This is a genomic window from Zhongshania antarctica (assembly GCF_014202945.1).
GTDB lineage: Bacteria > Pseudomonadota > Gammaproteobacteria > Pseudomonadales > Spongiibacteraceae > Spongiibacter > Spongiibacter antarcticus.
In genome coordinates this window covers 20,913-39,942 of the sequence record NZ_JACHHW010000008.1, presented here as the reverse complement: position 1 = coordinate 39,942, position 19,030 = coordinate 20,913, and the positions used below count along the sequence as shown (strand labels likewise).

The following is a 19,030-nucleotide window of genomic DNA, read 5'->3' as shown; positions in this document are numbered from 1 at the left end:
TGCGCAAATAGTTATGAAAAAAAGACGCCGATAATGTCACAGTTTTAGTTATCCTAGTCTTCGATTTTCTACCGACATCTCAATTTACAGGACAAATATGCCAAGCAAGACCCGAGTTCTCCGCCTTTTCATCGGCCTAGGCATTCTCGCCAGCTGCGGCGCCGTGATGATTTTCGCCGCTGCATTCCTTTATATTAGTCCTAAATTGCCATCCGTCGAGGCGTTAAAAGACATACAACTGCAAACGCCACTACGGATATACAGCTCTGACGGCAAGTTGCTGGGAGAATTTGGTGAGAAACGCCGCTCCCCCATCAGCTTCCAAGAAGTTCCAGAGCTCTTTATCAAAGCCTTTCTCGCCGCCGAAGACGACCGTTTCTATCTCCACCACGGTGTCGACATCACTAGCTTGCTGCGTGCGGCATCGCAATTAATCACCAGTGGCAGCATTCAATCGGGCGGCTCGACCATCACCATGCAGGTGGCCAAAAACTACTTCCTCAGCCAAGAGCGCACTTTTACACGGAAATTCACCGAAATTTTCCTGGCCATCGAAATAGAGCGTGCACTCAGCAAGGGCGACATTCTCGAGCTTTACCTAAACAAGATTTTCCTCGGTAACCACGCCTATGGTATCGAAGCTGCTGGCCAAGTCTATTACGGAAAACCCATAAAAGAGCTCAATCTCGCGCAAATGGCCATGATCGCTGGGCTCCCCAAAGCACCGTCAGCCTACAACCCCGTCGCCAACCCCAATCGCGCCAAAATACGCCGCAACTGGATATTGGGCCGCATGCTTAGCCTTGGCTATATTACCCAAGCGGATTACGAAACAGCCATTACCGAACCCATCAGCGCCAAGGCCTACGGCACCCAGCTCGATGTCGATGCCCCTTACGTTTCAGAGATGGTGCGCCTGCACATGCTCGAGCGCTACGGCCGAACCGCCTATGAAGATGGCTTCACGGTCATTACCACCGTCGATAGCCGACTACAAAACTCGGCAAATAACGCCCTCCTCGACGGCGTGATCGAATATGACACCCGCCATGGCTACCGTGGCGCAGAGCGACACTGGAATCTCAGCAAAGGCATCGATGATGAGCAGCGCCAGCGTCTAATCCAAAAATTAGAGGAAATTGGCAGTATTGGGCCCTGGCATCCGGCACTGGTTTTAAGCGTGGCCGAGAAAAGCGCCACCTTACTGCTCTCCACTGGCGACCAAACGACCCTGGATTGGGCCCATGGCCTAGAGGGTACAATTCGCTATATTAGTGAAGACAGGGTCAGCTACGCCCCAGAAACGGCGAGTGACTTGCTCGCGGCCGGCGATGTTATTCGCGTGCGCATGAGCCAGGACGAACCGCGCCATTGGGAGCTATCCCAGCTACCGAAAATCCAGGGCGCACTGGTGTCTCTAAATGCCGATAGCGGCGCCATACTTAGCTTAGTGGGCGGCTACAACTATCAAAAAAGCGCGTTTAACCGCGTCACCCAAGCAGAGCGCCAACCGGGCTCCAATTTCAAACCGTTTATCTACACCGCCGCCCTCGATAACGGCTTCACCCCAGCCACCATTATTAATGACGCACCCATCGTCTTTGAGGACAGCGGGCTCGGCGACACTTGGCGCCCCAGCAATGACAACGGCACGTTCAATGGCCCTATGCGCCTGCGTAAAGCACTGTATATGTCCCGTAACTTGGTATCTATCAGGGTACTCAGAGACCTCGGCATCGGCAAAGCCATCGACTATATAGCCCGCTTCGGCTTTGACCCCAGCAAGCTACCAAGAGACCTTTCACTCGCTCTGGGCAGCCATTCGCTAACGCCACTGGATATTGTTAGCGGCTACGCGGTGTTTGCCAACGGCGGTTACAAAGTAAAACCCTATATTATCGATCGCATTATTGACCGCGACGGCAACACCCTCTATCGCGCCGAACCCGATATCGTCTGCCGCAACTGCAGCACCGACGAAGATGGCGACCTGCTAAATCCTCACCACCCAATGGAAGCCGATACCCTCGACGACATCATCAATGACAGTAGCGAGGCACCTAAAGTCAACTACGCCAAGCGCGTACTCAGCGAAGACGTCGCCTATCTGATCGACAGTATTTTACAAGACGTCATCACGCGAGGAACCGGCCGCAAAGCACTAGTGCTAAAGCGCAGCGACGCAGCGGGTAAAACCGGCACCACCAACGGCCCTACCGATGCGTGGTTCTCGGGCTACAGCGGCGGGATTGTGACATCAACTTGGGTAGGCTTTGACCAAAACAACAATCTTGGCCGCCGCGAGTACGGTGGCTCAGTCGCCCTGCCAATCTGGATTGATTACATGAAAGAAGCGCTCAAGAACAAACCCGAGCGCCACTTAAAGCAACCGGACAACGTCATCTCGGTAAGAATTGACCCAGATACCGGCAACCTCGCCCAGCCCGGCCAGAGCAATGCCATATTTGAATACTTCCGCAGCGACAATGCGCCCAGTGAGGGATTCAACCAACCCCAAAGCCCCTACGGCAGCAATGCTGGCGACGATCCCATAGAAATATTCTAAGCATAATACATTGACCAAAGCCTGGCGGCCTAAATGGCCTCCAGCGCTTCAGCGAGAGTTTTCACCCCCACTACTTCCATGCCGACCGAGTCACCCCGCGGCGCATTACCGTGAGGCACAATAGCCCGGCGAAAGCCGTGCTTGCGGGCCTCTTGGAGTCGTTCCTGGCCGCTGGGCACCGGACGAATCTCCCCCGACAGACCAACTTCACCAAAGACCACCAGGTCTTCAGGCAAAGGGCGATCCCGAAAGCTCGACACAATGGCAAACAACAAGGCCAAGTCCGAACCGGTTTCCAGCACTTTAACGCCACCCACCACATTCACAAACACGTCCTGATCGCCTACCTGTAAGCCGCCGTGACGATGCAACACCGCCAACAACATCGCCAAACGGTTTTGCTCTAAACCCACCGCCACCCGTCGCGGATTCCCAAATCCAGAGCTATCGACCAGCGCCTGAATCTCAACTAAGAGCGGCCGCGTACCCTCCCACACCACCATCACGGTACTGCCCGACGACACCACATCACCGCGATTAAGAAAGATCGCAGACGGGTTCTTAACTTCTTTAAGACCCAACTCCGTCATGGCAAACACGCCCAGCTCATTCACCGCGCCAAAGCGGTTTTTACTGCCGCGCAAGGTGCGATAGCGACTATCACTGCTGCCCTCAAGCATGATCGAGCAATCAATAATATGCTCAAGTACCTTGGGGCCAGCCAAACCGCCATCCTTGGTCACATGACCAACCATCAACAGTACCGTGCCAGTCTGCTTGGCGAAGCGGGTGAGCGCCGCAGCGCACTCTCGCACCTGTGAAACACTGCCGGGCGCCGAACTAACCTGCTCGCTGTGTAAAACCTGGATGGAATCCACCACCAGAATTGCAGGCTTATTTGCCATCGCCTGGGCCAAAATCAACTCGAGACTGGTTTCCGAACACAACTTTAGGGTGTCGGCACTTAAATTCAGACGCTGAGCCCGCATCGCAATCTGCGGCAGCGACTCTTCGCCAGTCACATAAAGGCATTCGCATTGATTCGCCAAACGACACAGAACTTGCAAGAGCAGCGTACTTTTGCCCGCCCCCGGATGCCCACCGATCAATACCGCAGAGCCCGGCACTAGCCCGCCGCCCAAGACCCGATCAAATTCATCAAAACCAGTGGAGCGCCTTGGCAAAGCCTCAATACTGACATTGGCGAGCATTTGCACCTCACCGCCAACTTCACCCGCATAACCTTGCCGCACTGGCGCTGCTTTGGCACTCGTCGCCGGCCCTAAACGCAGCTCCGACAAGGTATTCCAAGCGCCGCAATCCTGACACTGGCCCTGCCATTTATTGTGGTCAGAACCACAGTCCACACACACATACGCGGTTTTTTGTTTTGCCATAATACTGAAGCAATCGCTCCCTCTTACTGATAAAGATCAGACGATAAACGTCCAGAATTTGCTGGTGACAACAGGGCTGACAGCAGCCCATACAAGGCCGTACAATGGCCCGCTATCCACAGAGTAAATAGCATGTCGGCCGCTTTTGTAGAACGCCAACTATTGGTATCCCCCTCCCTCGCCACAACACTCGGCTTAGAGGCAGCGCTGCTGTATCAATTGCTAGCGGAATGGCTACCCCTGCTCGATAGCCGGGAAAGCCAAGGAATTCAATGGTATATCATTGACAAACAGCGCCTGAATAAACAACTCCCGTTTTGGGACATGGATAAAATTGAAGAAGTGCTACGCACCCTGAATGACCAGGGACTCATTATTATCGGCGCAGCCCTAATGAGCAATGCACAAAATATTCGTCTGGCATTTACCCAAGCCAAATCCGCAGCGCCAGCAGTGCAAGCAAGCCCCGCCGCGGCCCGAACTGAGCACGCGACACCACAGGCAACAATACAACAACCCGTACGCAAGGGCTCGCTGGTCGCCAACACCACAAGAGTGAACCAACACACCAATACTGCCAATCCTCGCCACCCAGTGCCCGGCAACAATATAATTGCAGCTGACTGGCTCCCCGACCAAGCGGGCATCGACTACCTGACCCGCTTTAATCAGGTCGACCCCGCGTTTATCAACGCCGTGTTGCCCGAGTTTATCGCCCATTACCGCGACACTGGCGAAACTCGCAGCTCATGGAACAGTGCATTTAGCCAGTATGTCAGTCGCCGCTGGAAAAAAGAGCAGTACCAAAAAATTGAATTGTCGCGCAATCAACCCATTGGCGACAGTTGGAAGCCCAGCCTCGATGCCCTTGAAATTCTCGAGCGCGACGGTATTAGCCGCAATTTTATTGAAGACGCCATTCCTGAGTTTACCCTGTTCTGGCGAGAGCGCGGCACCGCCGACAGCAATTGGAATTCGCGCTTTATACAGCATATTCGCCTGCAATGGGCGCGCTATACCAATGCCGTCAGCAATGAAAACGTCATCGCGCCAATTCCCGGCAACTGGCAGCCCAATGATTCAGTCTTCGATATTTTGCGCATGGCCCGTATCGACCCCGAATTTGCCAAAGCACAAATCGCCGAATTTATATTATTCTGGCAAGACAGCGGCCAAGCACACCGCTCATGGAACACAAAATTTCTCCAACATGTAAAATACCGTTGGGCAAACAATCATCAACTGGGACAGAGCGATGCAAGACAGCAACAAGCTTCTGGAGCAAGCAAACCGGCAACTGGCTTCATCGCCAAACACACCGACCGCAGCTGGGCAGACGAACTCTGAACCCCTACCAGACAGAGACGCAGTAATCGACGCGCTTAATCAGATGTTTGCGGAGTTTGAACTGGTCTACCACAACCAATATAACAAGGCCTTTTCAAATCCTGAAAAGCTCTCCTATGCCAAGAAAATTTGGTTTAGCAATCTGCGCCACATCAGCCCAGAGCGAATTATTGCCGCGACCCACCGCGCCATTCGCGAATCTGAGTTTTTGCCGACGGTTAAAGGTATTTTAAAATACTGCGAGCCCGACCTGCGCGAACTCGGTTTGCCCGACAGCCACAGTGCCTATATGGAAGCTTGCCGCGCGCCGCAACCCAAAGCCGAATACACCTGGTCTCACCCAGCGGTTTACCATGCCGGCCGCGCTTGCGACTGGTTTTTCCTTGCCGGCAGTACCGAGCACACCGCCTACCCTGTGTTTAAACGGCACTACGAGGATATCTGCCAGCGCGTCATTAACGGCGAAACCCTGAGTTTGCCTGCACAAATTGCGCTTCCAGAGACCATTAGCAAGCCACTGAGCCCAGACGAGCAGCGTCAGCGCATGCAGCAGCTCAGAGACGAGCTCGACATATAATCCTTAAGTCAAATCCAATCGTGCAGGGCGCCCACGCAAACGCTACAATAGCGACCTAATTAAGCGGGCCGCCCCGCCAAGACCATACCAAGCAGGCAGAATTTATGGCAGACGACAAAACCACCCACTTCGGCTACAAAACCGTCGACAGCAAAGACAAGGTCAAAATGGTCGCTGGGGTCTTTCACTCGGTTGCAGCCAAATACGACATCATGAACGACCTCATGTCCGGTGGCGTCCATCGCCTGTGGAAGCGCTTTACTATTGAACTGTCTGGCGTGCGCCCCGGTAATAAAGTACTGGACATTGCTGGCGGCACCGGCGACCTCGCCGCAAAATTCAGCCGCCTAGTCGGCAGCAACGGCAGTGTCGTACTGGCCGACATCAATGACTCAATGCTCACCGTTGGCCGGGAAAAACTGACTAATAAGGGAATAGTCGGCAATATTGAATACGTGCAAGCCAATGCCGAGTGCCTGCCCTTCCCCGACAACTATTTTGATTGTATTACCATTGCTTTTGGCCTGCGTAATGTCACCGACAAAGACGCCGCACTGCGCTCAATGAATAGAGTACTCAAGCCCGGCGGCCGCCTGCTGGTATTGGAATTTTCCAAGCCGGTTAATCCAGTCATCGCCAAACTTTACGACCGCTACTCCTTCGACATTCTGCCCAAAATGGGCCAGCTAGTAACCAATGACGAGGACAGCTACCGCTATCTGGCCGAGAGCATCCGCATGCACCCCGATCAAGACACCCTCAAAGGCATGATGAACGACGCGGGCTTTGTCGATGTGCGCTATCACAATATGACGGCGGGCGTCGTTGCCGTGCACCGGGGCATAAAGCCGTGATTCCACCGGTACTCCAAGGCGCGGCGATTTCCGGCCTTGAAAACCTGATTAATAAAGCACTTCATCTCGACCCCAGTGCCCGTGCGAAACTATTAAGCTTAGACGGCCAACGTTTTGCCCTTGAGTTAAAGGAGCCCGATCTCAATGTCGGCATCGGCATTAGTGGTAGCCGCCTGCGTATACTCGGCAGCCTAAACGAAGGCATTAGCACCCGGCTCAGCGGTCGCTGGAGTGAATTTGCTGCGGTGGCAACTTCCGCCGACCCCGCTGCGGCACTGATCAATGGCGATATTCGAATCAGTGGCGATACCGCACCGCTATTAACATTACGTAAAATTCTTGCCGACCTCGACATTGACTGGGAGCAACCACTCGCGGATTCCTTTGGCGACGTCGCCGCCCACCAAATTGGCACTGGCCTGCGGGCAAGCCACCGCTGGCTAAACGCAACTCGCCAAAACTTACACCGCCAGTTTGAAGAGTTTTTGGTCGAAGAGAGCAATCTCGTTCCCCACCCCTGTCAGGCCGACGACTTCTATCAACAAATTGATGATGTTAAAGCCCGCAGTGAACGCCTTGAGGCCAAGTTACGCCGCCTGCAAGCGCGGCTAACACCCCAAACCAATAAAAATTAAGGAAACTCTATGGGGCTGCGTCGCCTGCTCGCTATTTGCTGGATTATTTGTGTCTACCGACTGGACACCCTCATCCCCACTGAGCACCTACCACTGCGCGCTCGCATATTATTGCGCTGCGGCCCGTGGCGTCTATTTTCCAAAGGTAAACACAGTCGCGGCGAACGCCTGCGTTTGGGCCTGGAGAATCTAGGGCCAATATTTATTAAATTCGGCCAAATTCTTTCAACCCGCCGCGACCTTCTCGCCGACGACGTGGCCATGGAACTCGCTAAACTCCAAGATCAGGTCCCCCCCTTTGGCAGCCAGCAAGCCGTCGCGGTAATTGAGGCCGCGCTGGGCAAACCCATTGAGCAACTCTTTCTTAAGTTTGATCGCCAGCCCCTCGCGTCCGCGTCCATCGCACAAGTTCATACCGCCACCATCGACAACAACATCGATGTGGTTGTTAAAGTGGTGCGCCCGGGCATCGAGCACATCATTAGTGCCGACCTAAAACTGCTACAAACCATTGCGGTACTCATTGCCCGCTATATTCCCGACGGCCGTCGTCTTCGGCCCGTTGAGGTAGTAGAAGATTACCGCCATACCATTCTTGACGAACTGGATCTACAACGCGAGGGCGCCAATACCTCCCAGCTACGTCGTAACTTCAAGGACTCAGAGGTACTGTATGTACCTGAGGTGTACTGGGATTACACCCGTCGCAATATATTAGTTATGGAGCGCATTTACGGTATTCCCGTTACCAATGTTGAAACCTTAAAAGAACAAGGCACCGACATGAAAAAGCTCGCTGAGCGTGGCGTAGAAATTTTCTTTACCCAGGTGTTTCGCGACAGCTTCTTTCATGCCGACATGCACCCTGGCAATATTTTTATTGCCCATAATCGCCCCAACTCCCCTCAGTACATCGCGATAGACTGCGCCATTATCGGCAGCCTCAGCGATTTCGATCAATATTATTTGGCTCGCAATTTACTGGCGATATTTCAGCGCAATTACCGGGAGGTCGCCGAACTCCATATTGAGTGTGGCTGGGTGCCGCCAGAAACCCGCGTGCATGAGTTTGAAGCTGCCATCCGCACGGTCAGTGAGCCTATCTTTGAAAAGCCACTGGCGGAGATCTCCTTTGGTCTCTTACTCTTGCAGCTCTTCCAAACTGCCCGCCGCTTTGACATGGAAGTGCAGCCCTCACTGGTGCTACTGCAAAAAACCCTGTTGAATATTGAAGGCCTGGGCCGCCAGCTCTACCCTCAGCTGGATTTATGGTCTACCGCCATGCCATTTTTGGAGCGCTGGGTGCGCGATCGCTACTCGCCGCAAAGTGTCTTGAAAAAAGTCAGCCACCGCATTCCCGGCTGGTTAGAACAGTTACCTAATTTACCTGAGGCGCTACTGGAACGCGGCGGCGCAGGCAAAGAGCAGATTTCTGCAAACACCAAGGCAGAGCGCCTACTTCAACAAGATTTCGCTGGAATGATTAAGCAACAGGCGCAGCGCGGCCGCAATCAACGTCTTGCCATAGTTGCCGCGCTGGCGGCCGCCTTAGTCAGCGACCCCGGAATCCGAGCGGGCTTACAAGAACTACCCAGTATGAGTATTGGCCTATTTGCTGTCGCTTTGTATTTCTTTATCCGCAGCCGCTGAGGTAAAGTATGGCCCTGATCAATATCGACACGAACACCCAAGCCTCTTGGAAACAGTATGAGCAGTAAACCCAATACCAGCCCGTGGCTAGAGCAAGTAAAGTGGAACGCCGACGGACTCGTCGCCGCTATTGCCCAAGACGCCAAAAGTGGCCGCGTGCTTATGATGGCATGGATGAACAGTGAATCTTTGCAACTCACGATTAGCAGCGGCGACGCCGTTTACTGGTCGCGCTCACGCAATAAATTATGGCGCAAAGGTGAAAGCTCCGGTCACGTACAAAAAATTCACTCCATTGCCCTAGATTGCGACGGTGACGCCCTGCTTATGCAGGTTGAGCAAATTGGCGGTATCGCCTGTCACACAGGGCGAGAAAGCTGTTTTTATCGCCAGCTTAAAGGCGACAATTGGCAAAGTATGGAAGCGGTATTAAAAGATCCCGCAACAATGTATAAAAGCGTGGACCAGTAATATGCCAGAATCGATTCTAAGTCAGCTCGACCAAGTACTGGCGGCCCGCAAAAGCGCCAGCCCAGACAGCTCCTATGTCGCCAGCCTTCACCACAAAGGCCTAAATAAAATACTGGAAAAAGTTGGCGAAGAGGCCTTTGAAACCGTCATCGCCGCCAAAGACGCACAAGTCAGTGGCGACAATAGTAAAGTAATCTACGAAACCGCTGATTTGTGGTTTCACAGTTTGGTGATGCTGTCGGAACTTGGCGAAAGCCACCAACCGATTCTTGACGAACTTGCCCGCCGTTTTGGCCTTTCAGGTCTGGACGAAAAAGCGGCGCGGGACAAATAATTAATTTTCATTTTTAGTAAAAGGACATAATCATGGGTTTAGGCGGCATTAGCATTTGGCAACTCCTCATCATCCTTGCCATCGTGGTTTTATTATTTGGCACCAAAAAACTCAAGGGTATGGGCACCGACCTCGGCGGTGCCCTTAAAGGCTTTAAAGACAGCATGAAAGGTGACGAAGACGAGGAAGCTAAAAACCTCGAAAGCAAAGCCGAGCAAGACGCCGGCACGGCAAAAACCGAGAGCAAAGAAGAGTCTAAGCACTAAATGTTCGATATTGGTTTTGCAGAGCTATTAGTGATCGGTGTACTCGGCCTATTGGTCATTGGCCCCGAACGCTTGCCTGGCACAGTGCGCACCGTCGCACTCTGGATAGGTCGCCTACGCCGCAGTTTTAGTGATATTCGCAGCGAAATTGAACGGGAAGTCGGCGCCGATGAAATTCGCCGCCAACTCCACAACGAATCAATTCTGGCATCGCTAAAAGAAAGCAAAGACCAATTAAATAAAGAAATGAGCAAGGCTGGCGAGGGGCTGCGCGACATTGAAAACAGTATTGCCCCACAGCAAAATACGACAGCCGACGAAAAACTCGACAGTAAAAACACGCCGGATAAGGAAGAACAAGTCCTGCCGCCAATCGCTACTGAACAAGCACCCAATAAACAAGATCCCACATCATGACTGACGCCGACCACGATCAAGGTCAGCCGCTGGTTGCCCACCTAACAGAATTACGCGACCGTCTTCTGCGTGTGGTACTCGCCGTGCTGGTCTGCGCCGTTGGCCTAATGCCCTTCGCCAACACTATTTACAGCTTTGTCGCCGAACCACTGCGCCGCTACCTGCCGGAAGGCACTAGCATGATCGCCACGGAAATTGCGTCGCCTTTCCTTACACCATTTAAACTGGTGCTGGTTTCCGCATTTTGTATGGCGATGCCGGTAATACTCCACCAGATTTGGCAGTTTGTTGCACCCGGTATGTACCGCCACGAAAAGCGCATCGCCGCGCCGCTACTCGCCTCAAGCGTTATCTTGTTTTACGCGGGGCTAGCCTTTGCTTACTACGTGGTATTCCCGCTCGTATTCGGCTTTTTCAGTGGTATCACTCCCGAAGGTGTCAACTACACTCCAGACATCGCCCGATTCCTAGACACCGCCCTAAAGCTGTTCCTCGCCTTTGGCATCGCCTTTGAAATCCCCATCGCCACCGTACTCCTCATCGCCTCAGGTGTGACCACCGCCGACGACTTAGCCGCCAAACGCCCCTATGTCATCATCGGCTGCTTTGTATTCGGCATGCTGCTCACCCCACCGGACGTTATCTCACAAGCGCTGCTCGCGGTGCCGATGTGGTTTTTGTTTGAAGTGGGGATTGTGTTTGGGCGCTTGGTGAAGAAGAAGCAAGCGGAGTCTGACGTCTGAGGTCGGGTGTCGGACGTGGACCCCTGATCAATTCGCTGAAAGCTTGACGGGAGATGGGAGACGCTAAAATTAAAAGCGAGCATTTAATGAGCGCAGCGAATGCCTTTAAGCGTGAGACATCCGACGTCTGACTCCCAACTAAATACTGCCTCTTCGTCAGACGCCCGACCTCAGACGTCCGACCAATTAGTATTCATCTGCCTGCTCATAGCCAAAGGCCAAATTCTCAAAGCGCGTATGCTTGCCCACAAAGCTTAACCTAGCAGTACCAATCGGGCCGTTACGCTGCTTGCCGATGATAATCTCTGCCATGCCTTTATCTGCCGACTCCTCGTTATACACTTCGTCACGGTAAATAAACATAATAACGTCGGCGTCCTGCTCGATGGCGCCCGATTCCCGCAAATCCGAGTTAATCGGTCGTTTGTTAGGCCGCTGCTCCAAGGCGCGGTTAAGCTGCGACAGCGCTACGACCGGACATTCAAATTCTTTGGCGATGCCTTTTAAAGAGCGCGAGATTTCAGAAATCTCAGCGGTTCGCCCTTCACTCGCCGTACCCGCGACTTTCATCAACTGAAGGTAATCGAGCATGATCATGCCGACGCTGCCGTGCTCGCGCACTATCTTACGCGCCCGAGAACGCACTTCGGTGGGGGTTAGCGCCGGCGTGTCGTCAATAAATAGCAGCTTGTCTTTGAGCTTGGTCACCGCCGAACTCAGCTTAGGCCAATCCTCTTCTTCCAAACGGCCTGTTCTTATTCGAGTCTGATCAATACGGCCAACAGAGGACAGCATCCGCATCATCAGCTGATTGGCGGGCATCTCCATACTGAACACGAGAATCGGCTGCTCGCTTTTCATCAGCGCATTTTCGACGAGGTTCATCGCAAAAGTGGTTTTACCCATCGAGGGTCTCGCGGCGACGATGATCAGGTCAGAGTTTTGCAGGCCCGAGGTCATTTCGTCGAGCTTTTCAAAGCCAGTGGTTAAGCCCGTTACCGCGTCTTCGTTGCTAAACAGCTCATCAATCTTATCAACCGCCGACTTCAACAGGGGGTTAATGGGGGTGAGGCCGCCCGTTTTAGGGCGCTCCTCAGAAATCTGCATGATGGCACGTTCGGCCTCATCCAGTATTTCATCACTGTTGCGCCCTTCAGGGTTAAAACTACTATCGGCAATAGCATTCGCCGCACTGATTAGCGAGCGGAAGGTCGCGCGCTCGCGCACCGCTTGGGCGTAGGCCCGAATATTTACGACTGAAGGGGTGTTATTGGCGATTTCAGCCAAATACGCCGCGCCACCGACCTGCTCTAGCTGCCCCGCCTTAGCCAGCTCCTCTGCCAGTGTTACCACGTCTATTGGCAACTCGAGGGTGACCAGGCGGGTCATTTGCGCGAATATTTTGCGATGTTCAGGGCGAAAGAAATCACCTTCGCCAACCACATCGGCCACCGAGTCCCAGCTTTCGTTGGCGATCATTAGGCCGCCAAGCACCGACTGCTCTGCCTCTACCGAATGGGGGGGCATTTTCAGTTGCGCAAAATCGCTCTCTTCTTCAAAGGGCGGCGGAGATTCAGAATAAGCTTCGGGGTACACGGAACCATCACTAGGAATAAACAGATCGGGCATTGTGGCAAAAAAAAAGCACCGCCGCTACAAAGAACGGCAGTGCTTTTTTATACCTGACTAGCAGCCGCGACAAACCACAGCCTTAAGCGCAAAGATCGTATTAACAACCCTGCACTTTCTAGATCAGATCAAAGACAGATCAGCAAAATTACTCGGCAACAACCGCAATGCTAACAGTCTGTACTACATCACTGTGCAATTGAATTGCCACGTCGTAGGTACCCAGATCGCGAATTGGACCTTCTGGCATACGTACTTCGCTTTTATTCAATTCAACGCCAGCTGCCGTTACTGCATCAGCAATATCGCGAGTACCGATAGAGCCGAACAGCTTGCCGCCGTCGCCAGAATTCGCTTCAATAGTGACTGTCAACGCCGCCAGCTTTTCAGCACGGGCATCAGCAACACTGCGCTTTTCAGCAGCAGTCGCTTCTAAATCAGCGCGACGCGCTTCAAATTCAGCAACATTTGTTTTTGTGGCAGGTACTGCTTTGCCAAATGGAATCAGGAAATTACGGCCATAGCCGCCTTTAACATTAACCTGATCACCTAAATTGCCAAGCTTGCCAATTTTCTCCAGCAGAATCACTTGCATGGTTCTCACCCTCTTAAATTCGTCTGCGTTTGCGCCGCTCTATGGTTGAGAGCGATTCGGCAAACGCCGCCTAATATCAATCCAACTATCTACAATCGCCATCAAAATCAAGCCCGCCCAGAGCGGCCCCAATAACAACAGCGCTACGTAAAAAACTATTAACCATGCGCGACCTAAACCCAAGCGTCCTGCGGCACCGTGTACCAAGGCAATACCGGAAATCACAATGGGCAGCATACACATCACCCCCCAAAACCGATAATCCCCACCAACATTGCTTAATAGCAACATCAGCGCAACCAAGGCCACTGTTATGGCTGGCGGCAATCGAAACTGCCACATTTCCTGGCGAAACCCGCCGGGATTGTACAGTATGGACTGCCACCACCGCGCTAGCATCACTGCCAGCGTACTCCACAACACCGTGCTAACACCGATCACCGCGGCGATATCGCCGTTGCCAATCTCTGGCAAACGCCCAGACGCAGAAACCTGCATCCGCTCTAGCATGGGTTGGACCATTGCCAGAATCGAGGCCAGATAATCGCTGGCCATGTGCATCAATATCAATGCTGTTAGCAAACCGGCGCCAACTGCAGCCAGCATTGCGTAGGCCCATTGCTGGGTGCTGCGCAATACCGCTGCACTTGCTGCGGCGCCAAGCAGCATGGTCAAGGGACCAACATCTGCTCCAATAGCGGCCACCGCAATTGCCGGTAACAGTGCCCAAAATACAACGTAGGCACCTTCGCTCAAGCCTTTGCGCAACATCACCAATGCTGCGGCTGCAACGCCAACCCAAGCAAACATGAGCGTACCAACACCCAAGCCTGCAACGGCTACCGCCTGCAAGCGCCCTTTCATAATGAATTCAGCTAAGGCGCGCATAATTTTACGTCGTTTGATTACTTATGGCTGTCTGTGTAAGGCAGCAAAGCAAGGAAACGCGCGCGCTTAATTGCGGTAGACAATTGGCGCTGGTATCTAGCATTTGTACCTGTGATACGGCTAGGTACAATTTTACCTGTTTCTGAAACATAGGCTTTCAGGGTTTCCAGATCTTTATAATCGATCTGGCTGACGCCTTCCGCGGTGAAGCGGCAAAATTTACGACGACGGAAAAAACGTGCCATAACTATTCTCCTAACTCAGCAATTATTCAGCGTCGTCTTCAGCCGTATCGGCTTCAGAGTCACTATTGTCATCAGTCGTCGACTCAGAGTCGTCACGGCTGCGCTCAACACGCTGTTCGCTGCGGCTACGACGCTCGCGGCTCTCGTTCTCTGCCTTCATGATCGGCGACTCTTCAGTCACAGCTTCATCGCAGCGAATAATAAGATTACGCAGAACGGCATCGTTATAACGGAAGTTAGTAGTCAACTCTTCCACAGCTTCAGCAGACGCTTCAGCATTGATCAGCACGTAGTGTGCCTTGTGGATTTTGTTGATAGGGTAAGCCAGTTGACGACGGCCCCAATCTTCTAGGCGGTGAACTTTACCGCCGTCTTTTTCGATGGCTTGCGTATAACGCTCAACCATACCTGGTACTTGCTCGCTCTGGTCTGGATGGACCAAGAACACTATCTCGTAGTGACGCATTTTACAGCTCCTTACGGGTTAAGCCACCCTTTACGGTGTGACAAGGAGGACAGCTCCGACCAAAATAGTCGGAACTACCAATAAATCAAGAGCGCGGATTTTAGGTATATCGGGGATGATATGCAAGTGATTCGTACAGTTATTAGCCAATTCAGGCTTTTATACGCTGACGCACCGCTTCAAAAAGACAAATACCCGTCGCCACCGACACATTCAAACTACTAACCGAGCCCGCCATAGGCAGTTTCGCTAAGTAATCACAGTTCTCGCGAGTAAGGCGTCGCATACCACTGCCCTCGGCGCCGAGGACCAAGGCACGCGGCCCAGTCAAATCTTGCTCGTAAAGCGACAGCTCTGCTTCGCCAGCCATGCCCACCACCCACACCCCTGCTTGCTGCATTTGCTGCAGACTGCGGGCGAGATTGGTAACCTGCACAAAGGGCACAACCTCGGCTGCACCACAGGCAACTTTCAGCACTGTAGCGCTAAGCCCCACGGAATTATCGCGAGGCGCGACGACGACAGTCACCCCAGCGGCATCGGCGCTGCGCAAGCACGCACCTAGATTATGAGGATCGGTAACGCCATCGAGCACCAGCACCAATGCCGAGCTTCCCGCCGCCACCACCAAATCCAGAAGATCTTTTTCCTGAAACTGAGCAGCCGCCTCGACCAGCGCGACAAGCCCCTGGTGACGCCCTTCAACCATCGCGTCTAATTCAGGACGCGCTCGCTGAACAACATTGACCTTAGCCGCCTTAGCAAGATCCAACACTTCTTGCACACGCTTATCGAGCCGCCCCGCTTGCACATACAACTCTTGAACTCGCTCAGGACTGCGGGCCAGCACGCTCTGCACGGCATGTATACCAAAAATCTTTTCTGCCACTGAATAAAATCTCTATCGACTACGACGCGTTCGTGGTGCGCCCGACTTAGGTTTGCCACCCGATTTTTTGGGGGTATCACTTGGCGCGACAGACTTAGCACCCGATCGACTGCGACGTGGCTGTGATTTAGGTTTAGCCTCTGCAGCAGCTTTTGCTTCTGCCGCTTGCGCACCCACAGACTTAAATGCCGCCTTGGGCTTAGCCGAGGCCTTGGCCTTAGTTGGCATCAAGCCTTTTAACCCCTTCGCCAGCGCCTCGCGAACCGAGGTCTTTTTCGGCACGGCAACCGGCACATCAGCGACAACAGGCGCAATGACTTGGCGCTTTTTGCGCGGTGCAGACTTTGCTGCAGGTGCGCTAGCGTCGGGTTTGCGACGACGAGGTGAGTCGGTAGCGGCTTTAGGCTCAGTATTCCGACCGCGACTTTGGCCTGGTTTGCGACGCTGGCGCTTAGGCCCATCACTAGCGGGCTTAGCCGTGTCAAAAGCGGCTTTTTTACCGACGTCATCGCCCGCCACCACACCAAGATCGATTTTGCGCTGATCGAGATTAACGGCCAACACTTGCACCTTCAAGGCGTCACCAAGCTGGAAAACGCGACGCGTCCGCTCGCCAATCAAACGCTGATGAGCTTGGTCAAACTGATAGAAATCTTGGGGCAAAGCGGTGATGTGCACCAAACCTTCTATATAGAGATCTTGCAACTCGACAAACATGCCGAAACCCGTCACGGCAGTAATAATACCTTCGTGCTCACTGCCGACATGGTCTTGTAAGAATTCGCATTTCAAAAAGGCCATTACATCGCGACTGGCCTCATCTGCTCGGCGCTCAGCTACCGACGAATTCCCGCCCTGGGCAATAAGTGCTTCCAAATCATAGGGATAGATTTTTTTACGATCAATGTTTGGTGCATCGCCTACTTTATGGAAGCACGCTGGCGCCTCACCACCACCACTGCGCACCAAATAGCGCAATGCGCGATGCACTAGCAAATCTGGGTAGCGTCGAATCGGCGAGGTGAAGTGGGTATAGCCAGCGTAGTGCAGACCAAAATGACCTTCGTTCTCTGGGTGGTAAACCGCCTGACTTAAAGAACGCAGCATCATGGTTTGAATTACCGCAGCATCTGGACGCTCACCCAGATTCGACAACAGCATTTGATAATCTTTAGGGCTAGGCTCGTCGCCACCCTGCAAACTCAAACCGATCTCGCCGAGGAATTCCCGCAAATTAGTTAACTTCTGTTCTGACGGACCGCTGTGCACACGATACAAGGCTTCCAGTCCAGAGCGATCTAGCGCCCTGGCGGTCGCGACATTCGCACACAACATGCACTCTTCAATCAGCTTATGAGCATCGTGACGACGAATCGGCACAATCGCCTCAATGCGTTTCTCATCGTCAAACACGATCCGTGTTTCCACAGTTTCAAAGTCGATGGCACCGCGCTCAGACCGCGCCTTGCGCAGCACTTTGTAAAGGTCGTGCAAATAACGCAGCTGGGGCAGTAAATGCGCATTGCGCCCCGTGTTGTGCTTAGGGTCAACACCCTCAAGCTCCAACAGTGCACCCACCTCGTTATAGGTTAAACGGGCATGGGAGCGAATTAAACCTTCATAAAACACATAGCCACTCAGCTTGCCGCTGGCGCTAATGGTCATTTCACAAACCATCGTCAGACGGTCTACATCGGGCTTTAGCGAGCAAAGGCCATTGGACAAGGCCTCGGGCAACATCGGCACCACGCGGTCGGGAAAATACACCGAGGTAGCGCGCTTATGCGCCTCTTGATCAAGGGCTGAACCCACTTGCACATAATGAGAAACATCGGCAATAGCCACCCACAGACGGTAGCCGCCAGTTTTCTTGGGCTCGCAGTACACCGCGTCATCAAAATCCCGCGCATCTTCGCCGTCGATAGTGACCAGCGGCAATTGGCGCAAATCGACTCGATGTGCCTTGTCCGCCTCGGCGGGTTCAGAACCAAAGCGCCGCGCCTCTTCTTCAACGGCTTCCGGCCACTCAAAGGGAATATCATGGCTGCGGATCGCCAACTCAGTGGCCACACCAACCGTACGGCGATCACCTAGCACCTCAGTAATGCGGCCCCGCGCCTGTTGACGCTGACCGGGTTGCTGAGTCAACTCAACCATCACGTAATCGCCTTCTTTGGCGGTCGCGACGTCGTTATCCTCAAGTGCCAACCAATTCTGGATGCGCGTATTCTCGGGAACTACCTGAGGCAGGCCACGGTGCATCATCAACTTACCCACAAGCTGCTGGGTATTATGCTCAACCACTTCAACAATCACGCCTTCACGGCGGCCGCGCTGATCGACACCAGTCACTTCAACCTTGACAGTATCACCATCAAAAACCTGCTGCATCTGGCGATTAGCCAGATACACGTCTTCAGACTCACCATCAATACTAACAAAACCGAAGCCGTCACGATGGCCGATAACCTTGCCGACCATGCTGTCGCCGCCACTTATAGCGCGCAACTGGCCGCGACGACCTTCTATAATTTGGCCATCACGCAACATCGCCTTAATTCGGCGGCGCAGACCTTCTTCCTGCTCCTCACCGTCAATCTCAAGCTGGCGGCGCAGCTGCGCCTGGCTAATGCCCTTTTCGCTTTCTTTCAACTGTTCGAGGATATATTCACGGCTGGGAACCGGGTTTTCGTAGTTCGAGGCCTCACGTTCAGCGTGGGGATCGGGGATATTTCGGCGTTTAGCCATTCAGTCAGACTTCCTTTATACAATGAAAATTTAAAAATATAGGTGTAGTGTAACTCAACCGTTGACAAAAATACTTTCTATCAGTAAATTGCGCGCCTCAGCATAAACGCTGATCATCCCCTGCCCAGGTGGTGAAATTGGTAGACACGCTAGCTTCAGGTGCTAGTCCTCGCAAGGGGGTGGAGGTTCAAGTCCTCTCCTGGGCACCAAAACACCGTACAACCCCATCCAACCAAATACACAAAACCCAATGATTACGGGCGCTTACGCTTAACTATTATCCATACCCGTGCAATACTGTCCATTCAAATCT

Annotated in this window: 19 protein-coding genes and 1 tRNA gene; 12 read left to right on the top strand and 8 right to left on the bottom strand. The window is 53.1% G+C overall.

What is annotated here, in order from left to right; translation table 11 throughout:
• Positions 1-97 precede the first annotated feature (97 nt).
• The gene (locus HNQ57_RS14105) at positions 98-2,566 is read left to right on the top strand and encodes a penicillin-binding protein 1A (protein ID WP_184464032.1); all 2,469 of its coding nucleotides are present in this window, start codon (positions 98-100) and stop codon (positions 2,564-2,566) included.
• Positions 2,567-2,595: 29 nt separating this feature from the next.
• Here the strand turns inward: HNQ57_RS14105 and radA are convergent, their stop codons facing one another.
• Complete coding sequence (radA, locus tag HNQ57_RS14100; protein WP_184464031.1) at positions 2,596-3,963, bottom strand: DNA repair protein RadA; 1,368 nt, start codon at positions 3,961-3,963, stop codon at positions 2,596-2,598.
• Between the two features lie 132 nt (positions 3,964-4,095).
• Here radA and HNQ57_RS14095 point away from each other — a divergent pair, with 132 nt between their 5' ends.
• From HNQ57_RS14095 to tatC, 10 genes are all read left to right on the top strand, one after another.
• Complete coding sequence (locus tag HNQ57_RS14095) at positions 4,096-5,310, top strand: DnaT-like ssDNA-binding domain-containing protein (RefSeq protein ID WP_184464029.1); 1,215 nt, start codon at positions 4,096-4,098, stop codon at positions 5,308-5,310.
• The gene (locus HNQ57_RS14090) at positions 5,219-5,887 is read left to right on the top strand and encodes a replication protein P (protein WP_226968241.1); all 669 of its coding nucleotides are present in this window, start codon (positions 5,219-5,221) and stop codon (positions 5,885-5,887) included. Before HNQ57_RS14095 ends, HNQ57_RS14090 begins: the two co-directional genes overlap by 92 nt.
• Positions 5,888-5,991: 104 nt before the next feature.
• Positions 5,992-6,741 carry a bifunctional demethylmenaquinone methyltransferase/2-methoxy-6-polyprenyl-1,4-benzoquinol methylase UbiE gene (gene ubiE, locus HNQ57_RS14085; RefSeq protein ID WP_184464027.1) on the top strand — a complete coding sequence of 250 codons (750 nt, stop codon included), beginning with the start codon at positions 5,992-5,994 and terminating at the stop codon, positions 6,739-6,741.
• Positions 6,738-7,376 (top strand): ubiquinone biosynthesis accessory factor UbiJ, encoded by a 639-nt coding sequence (locus HNQ57_RS14080; protein ID WP_184464026.1) that lies wholly within the window; start codon positions 6,738-6,740, stop codon positions 7,374-7,376. Before ubiE ends, HNQ57_RS14080 begins: the two co-directional genes overlap by 4 nt.
• A gap of 9 nt (positions 7,377-7,385) precedes the next feature.
• Positions 7,386-9,026 (top strand): ubiquinone biosynthesis regulatory protein kinase UbiB, encoded by a 1,641-nt coding sequence (gene ubiB / locus HNQ57_RS14075; RefSeq protein ID WP_184464024.1) that lies wholly within the window; start codon positions 7,386-7,388, stop codon positions 9,024-9,026.
• 57 nt (positions 9,027-9,083) lie between these two features.
• Positions 9,084-9,497: a phosphoribosyl-AMP cyclohydrolase gene (gene hisI, locus HNQ57_RS14070; protein WP_008246184.1), complete on the top strand. Its 414-nt coding sequence runs from the start codon at positions 9,084-9,086 to the stop codon at positions 9,495-9,497.
• A gap of 1 nt (position 9,498) precedes the next feature.
• A complete protein-coding gene (locus HNQ57_RS14065; RefSeq protein WP_184464022.1) occupies positions 9,499-9,831 on the top strand; it encodes a phosphoribosyl-ATP diphosphatase in 333 nt (110 codons plus the stop codon).
• 32 nt (positions 9,832-9,863) lie between these two features.
• Positions 9,864-10,097 carry a Sec-independent protein translocase subunit TatA gene (gene tatA / locus HNQ57_RS14060; protein ID WP_184464020.1) on the top strand — a complete coding sequence of 78 codons (234 nt, stop codon included), beginning with the start codon at positions 9,864-9,866 and terminating at the stop codon, positions 10,095-10,097.
• Positions 10,098-10,514 (top strand): Sec-independent protein translocase protein TatB, encoded by a 417-nt coding sequence (gene tatB / locus HNQ57_RS14055; protein ID WP_184464018.1) that lies wholly within the window; start codon positions 10,098-10,100, stop codon positions 10,512-10,514. It abuts the gene before it with no gap.
• On the top strand, positions 10,511-11,257 hold the full coding sequence (tatC, locus tag HNQ57_RS14050; RefSeq protein ID WP_184464016.1) for a twin-arginine translocase subunit TatC: 747 nt from the start codon (positions 10,511-10,513) through the stop codon (positions 11,255-11,257). Before tatB ends, tatC begins: the two co-directional genes overlap by 4 nt.
• A 186-nt stretch (positions 11,258-11,443) precedes the next feature.
• Here the strand turns inward: tatC and dnaB are convergent, their stop codons facing one another.
• The 7 genes from dnaB to rnr all read right to left on the bottom strand — a co-directional run bounded on the left by dnaB (position 11,444) and on the right by rnr (position 18,717).
• Complete coding sequence (gene dnaB / locus HNQ57_RS14045; protein WP_008246171.1) at positions 11,444-12,886, bottom strand: replicative DNA helicase; 1,443 nt, start codon at positions 12,884-12,886, stop codon at positions 11,444-11,446.
• Positions 12,887-13,034: 148 nt separating this feature from the next.
• The gene (gene rplI / locus HNQ57_RS14040) at positions 13,035-13,481 is read right to left on the bottom strand and encodes a 50S ribosomal protein L9 (protein WP_008246170.1); all 447 of its coding nucleotides are present in this window, start codon (positions 13,479-13,481) and stop codon (positions 13,035-13,037) included.
• 39 nt (positions 13,482-13,520) lie between these two features.
• The gene (locus tag HNQ57_RS14035; RefSeq protein ID WP_184464014.1) at positions 13,521-14,369 is read right to left on the bottom strand and encodes a YybS family protein; all 849 of its coding nucleotides are present in this window, start codon (positions 14,367-14,369) and stop codon (positions 13,521-13,523) included.
• A 17-nt stretch (positions 14,370-14,386) separates the two neighbouring features.
• On the bottom strand, positions 14,387-14,614 hold the full coding sequence (rpsR, locus tag HNQ57_RS14030; RefSeq protein WP_008246166.1) for a 30S ribosomal protein S18: 228 nt from the start codon (positions 14,612-14,614) through the stop codon (positions 14,387-14,389).
• Positions 14,615-14,636: 22 nt separating this feature from the next.
• Positions 14,637-15,080 (bottom strand): 30S ribosomal protein S6, encoded by a 444-nt coding sequence (rpsF, locus tag HNQ57_RS14025; protein ID WP_008246165.1) that lies wholly within the window; start codon positions 15,078-15,080, stop codon positions 14,637-14,639.
• Between the two features lie 151 nt (positions 15,081-15,231).
• Complete coding sequence (rlmB, locus tag HNQ57_RS14020; RefSeq protein ID WP_184464012.1) at positions 15,232-15,969, bottom strand: 23S rRNA (guanosine(2251)-2'-O)-methyltransferase RlmB; 738 nt, start codon at positions 15,967-15,969, stop codon at positions 15,232-15,234.
• 12 nt (positions 15,970-15,981) lie between these two features.
• Positions 15,982-18,717, bottom strand: a complete 2,736-nt coding sequence (rnr, locus tag HNQ57_RS14015) for a ribonuclease R (RefSeq protein ID WP_184464010.1) — start codon at positions 18,715-18,717, stop codon at positions 15,982-15,984.
• A 122-nt stretch (positions 18,718-18,839) separates the two neighbouring features.
• Between rnr and HNQ57_RS14010 the strand changes: the two genes are divergently transcribed.
• Positions 18,840-18,926, top strand: a tRNA-Leu gene (locus HNQ57_RS14010).
• The last annotated feature ends 104 nt before the right edge of the window (positions 18,927-19,030 follow it).

Excerpts from the sequence above, each read along its gene's own strand:
- HNQ57_RS14105 (WP_184464032.1), top strand. The coding sequence starts at position 98 with ATGCCAAGCAAGACCCGAGTTCTCCGCCTTTTCATCGGCCTAGGCATT.
- radA (WP_184464031.1), bottom strand. The coding sequence starts at position 3,963 with ATGGCAAAACAAAAAACCGCGTATGTGTGTGTGGACTGTGGTTCTGAC.
- HNQ57_RS14095 (WP_184464029.1), top strand. The coding sequence starts at position 4,096 with ATGTCGGCCGCTTTTGTAGAACGCCAACTATTGGTATCCCCCTCCCTC.
- HNQ57_RS14090 (WP_226968241.1), top strand. The coding sequence starts at position 5,219 with ATGCAAGACAGCAACAAGCTTCTGGAGCAAGCAAACCGGCAACTGGCT.
- ubiE (WP_184464027.1), top strand. The coding sequence starts at position 5,992 with ATGGCAGACGACAAAACCACCCACTTCGGCTACAAAACCGTCGACAGC.
- ubiB (WP_184464024.1), top strand. The coding sequence starts at position 7,386 with ATGGGGCTGCGTCGCCTGCTCGCTATTTGCTGGATTATTTGTGTCTAC.
- hisI (WP_008246184.1), top strand. The coding sequence starts at position 9,084 with ATGAGCAGTAAACCCAATACCAGCCCGTGGCTAGAGCAAGTAAAGTGG.
- HNQ57_RS14065 (WP_184464022.1), top strand. The coding sequence starts at position 9,499 with ATGCCAGAATCGATTCTAAGTCAGCTCGACCAAGTACTGGCGGCCCGC.
- tatA (WP_184464020.1), top strand. The coding sequence starts at position 9,864 with ATGGGTTTAGGCGGCATTAGCATTTGGCAACTCCTCATCATCCTTGCC.
- tatB (WP_184464018.1), top strand. The coding sequence starts at position 10,098 with ATGTTCGATATTGGTTTTGCAGAGCTATTAGTGATCGGTGTACTCGGC.
- tatC (WP_184464016.1), top strand. The coding sequence starts at position 10,511 with ATGACTGACGCCGACCACGATCAAGGTCAGCCGCTGGTTGCCCACCTA.
- dnaB (WP_008246171.1), bottom strand. The coding sequence starts at position 12,886 with ATGCCCGATCTGTTTATTCCTAGTGATGGTTCCGTGTACCCCGAAGCT.
- rplI (WP_008246170.1), bottom strand. The coding sequence starts at position 13,481 with ATGCAAGTGATTCTGCTGGAGAAAATTGGCAAGCTTGGCAATTTAGGT.
- HNQ57_RS14035 (WP_184464014.1), bottom strand. The coding sequence starts at position 14,369 with ATGCGCGCCTTAGCTGAATTCATTATGAAAGGGCGCTTGCAGGCGGTA.
- rpsR (WP_008246166.1), bottom strand. The coding sequence starts at position 14,614 with ATGGCACGTTTTTTCCGTCGTCGTAAATTTTGCCGCTTCACCGCGGAA.
- rpsF (WP_008246165.1), bottom strand. The coding sequence starts at position 15,080 with ATGCGTCACTACGAGATAGTGTTCTTGGTCCATCCAGACCAGAGCGAG.
- rnr (WP_184464010.1), bottom strand. The coding sequence starts at position 18,717 with ATGGCTAAACGCCGAAATATCCCCGATCCCCACGCTGAACGTGAGGCC.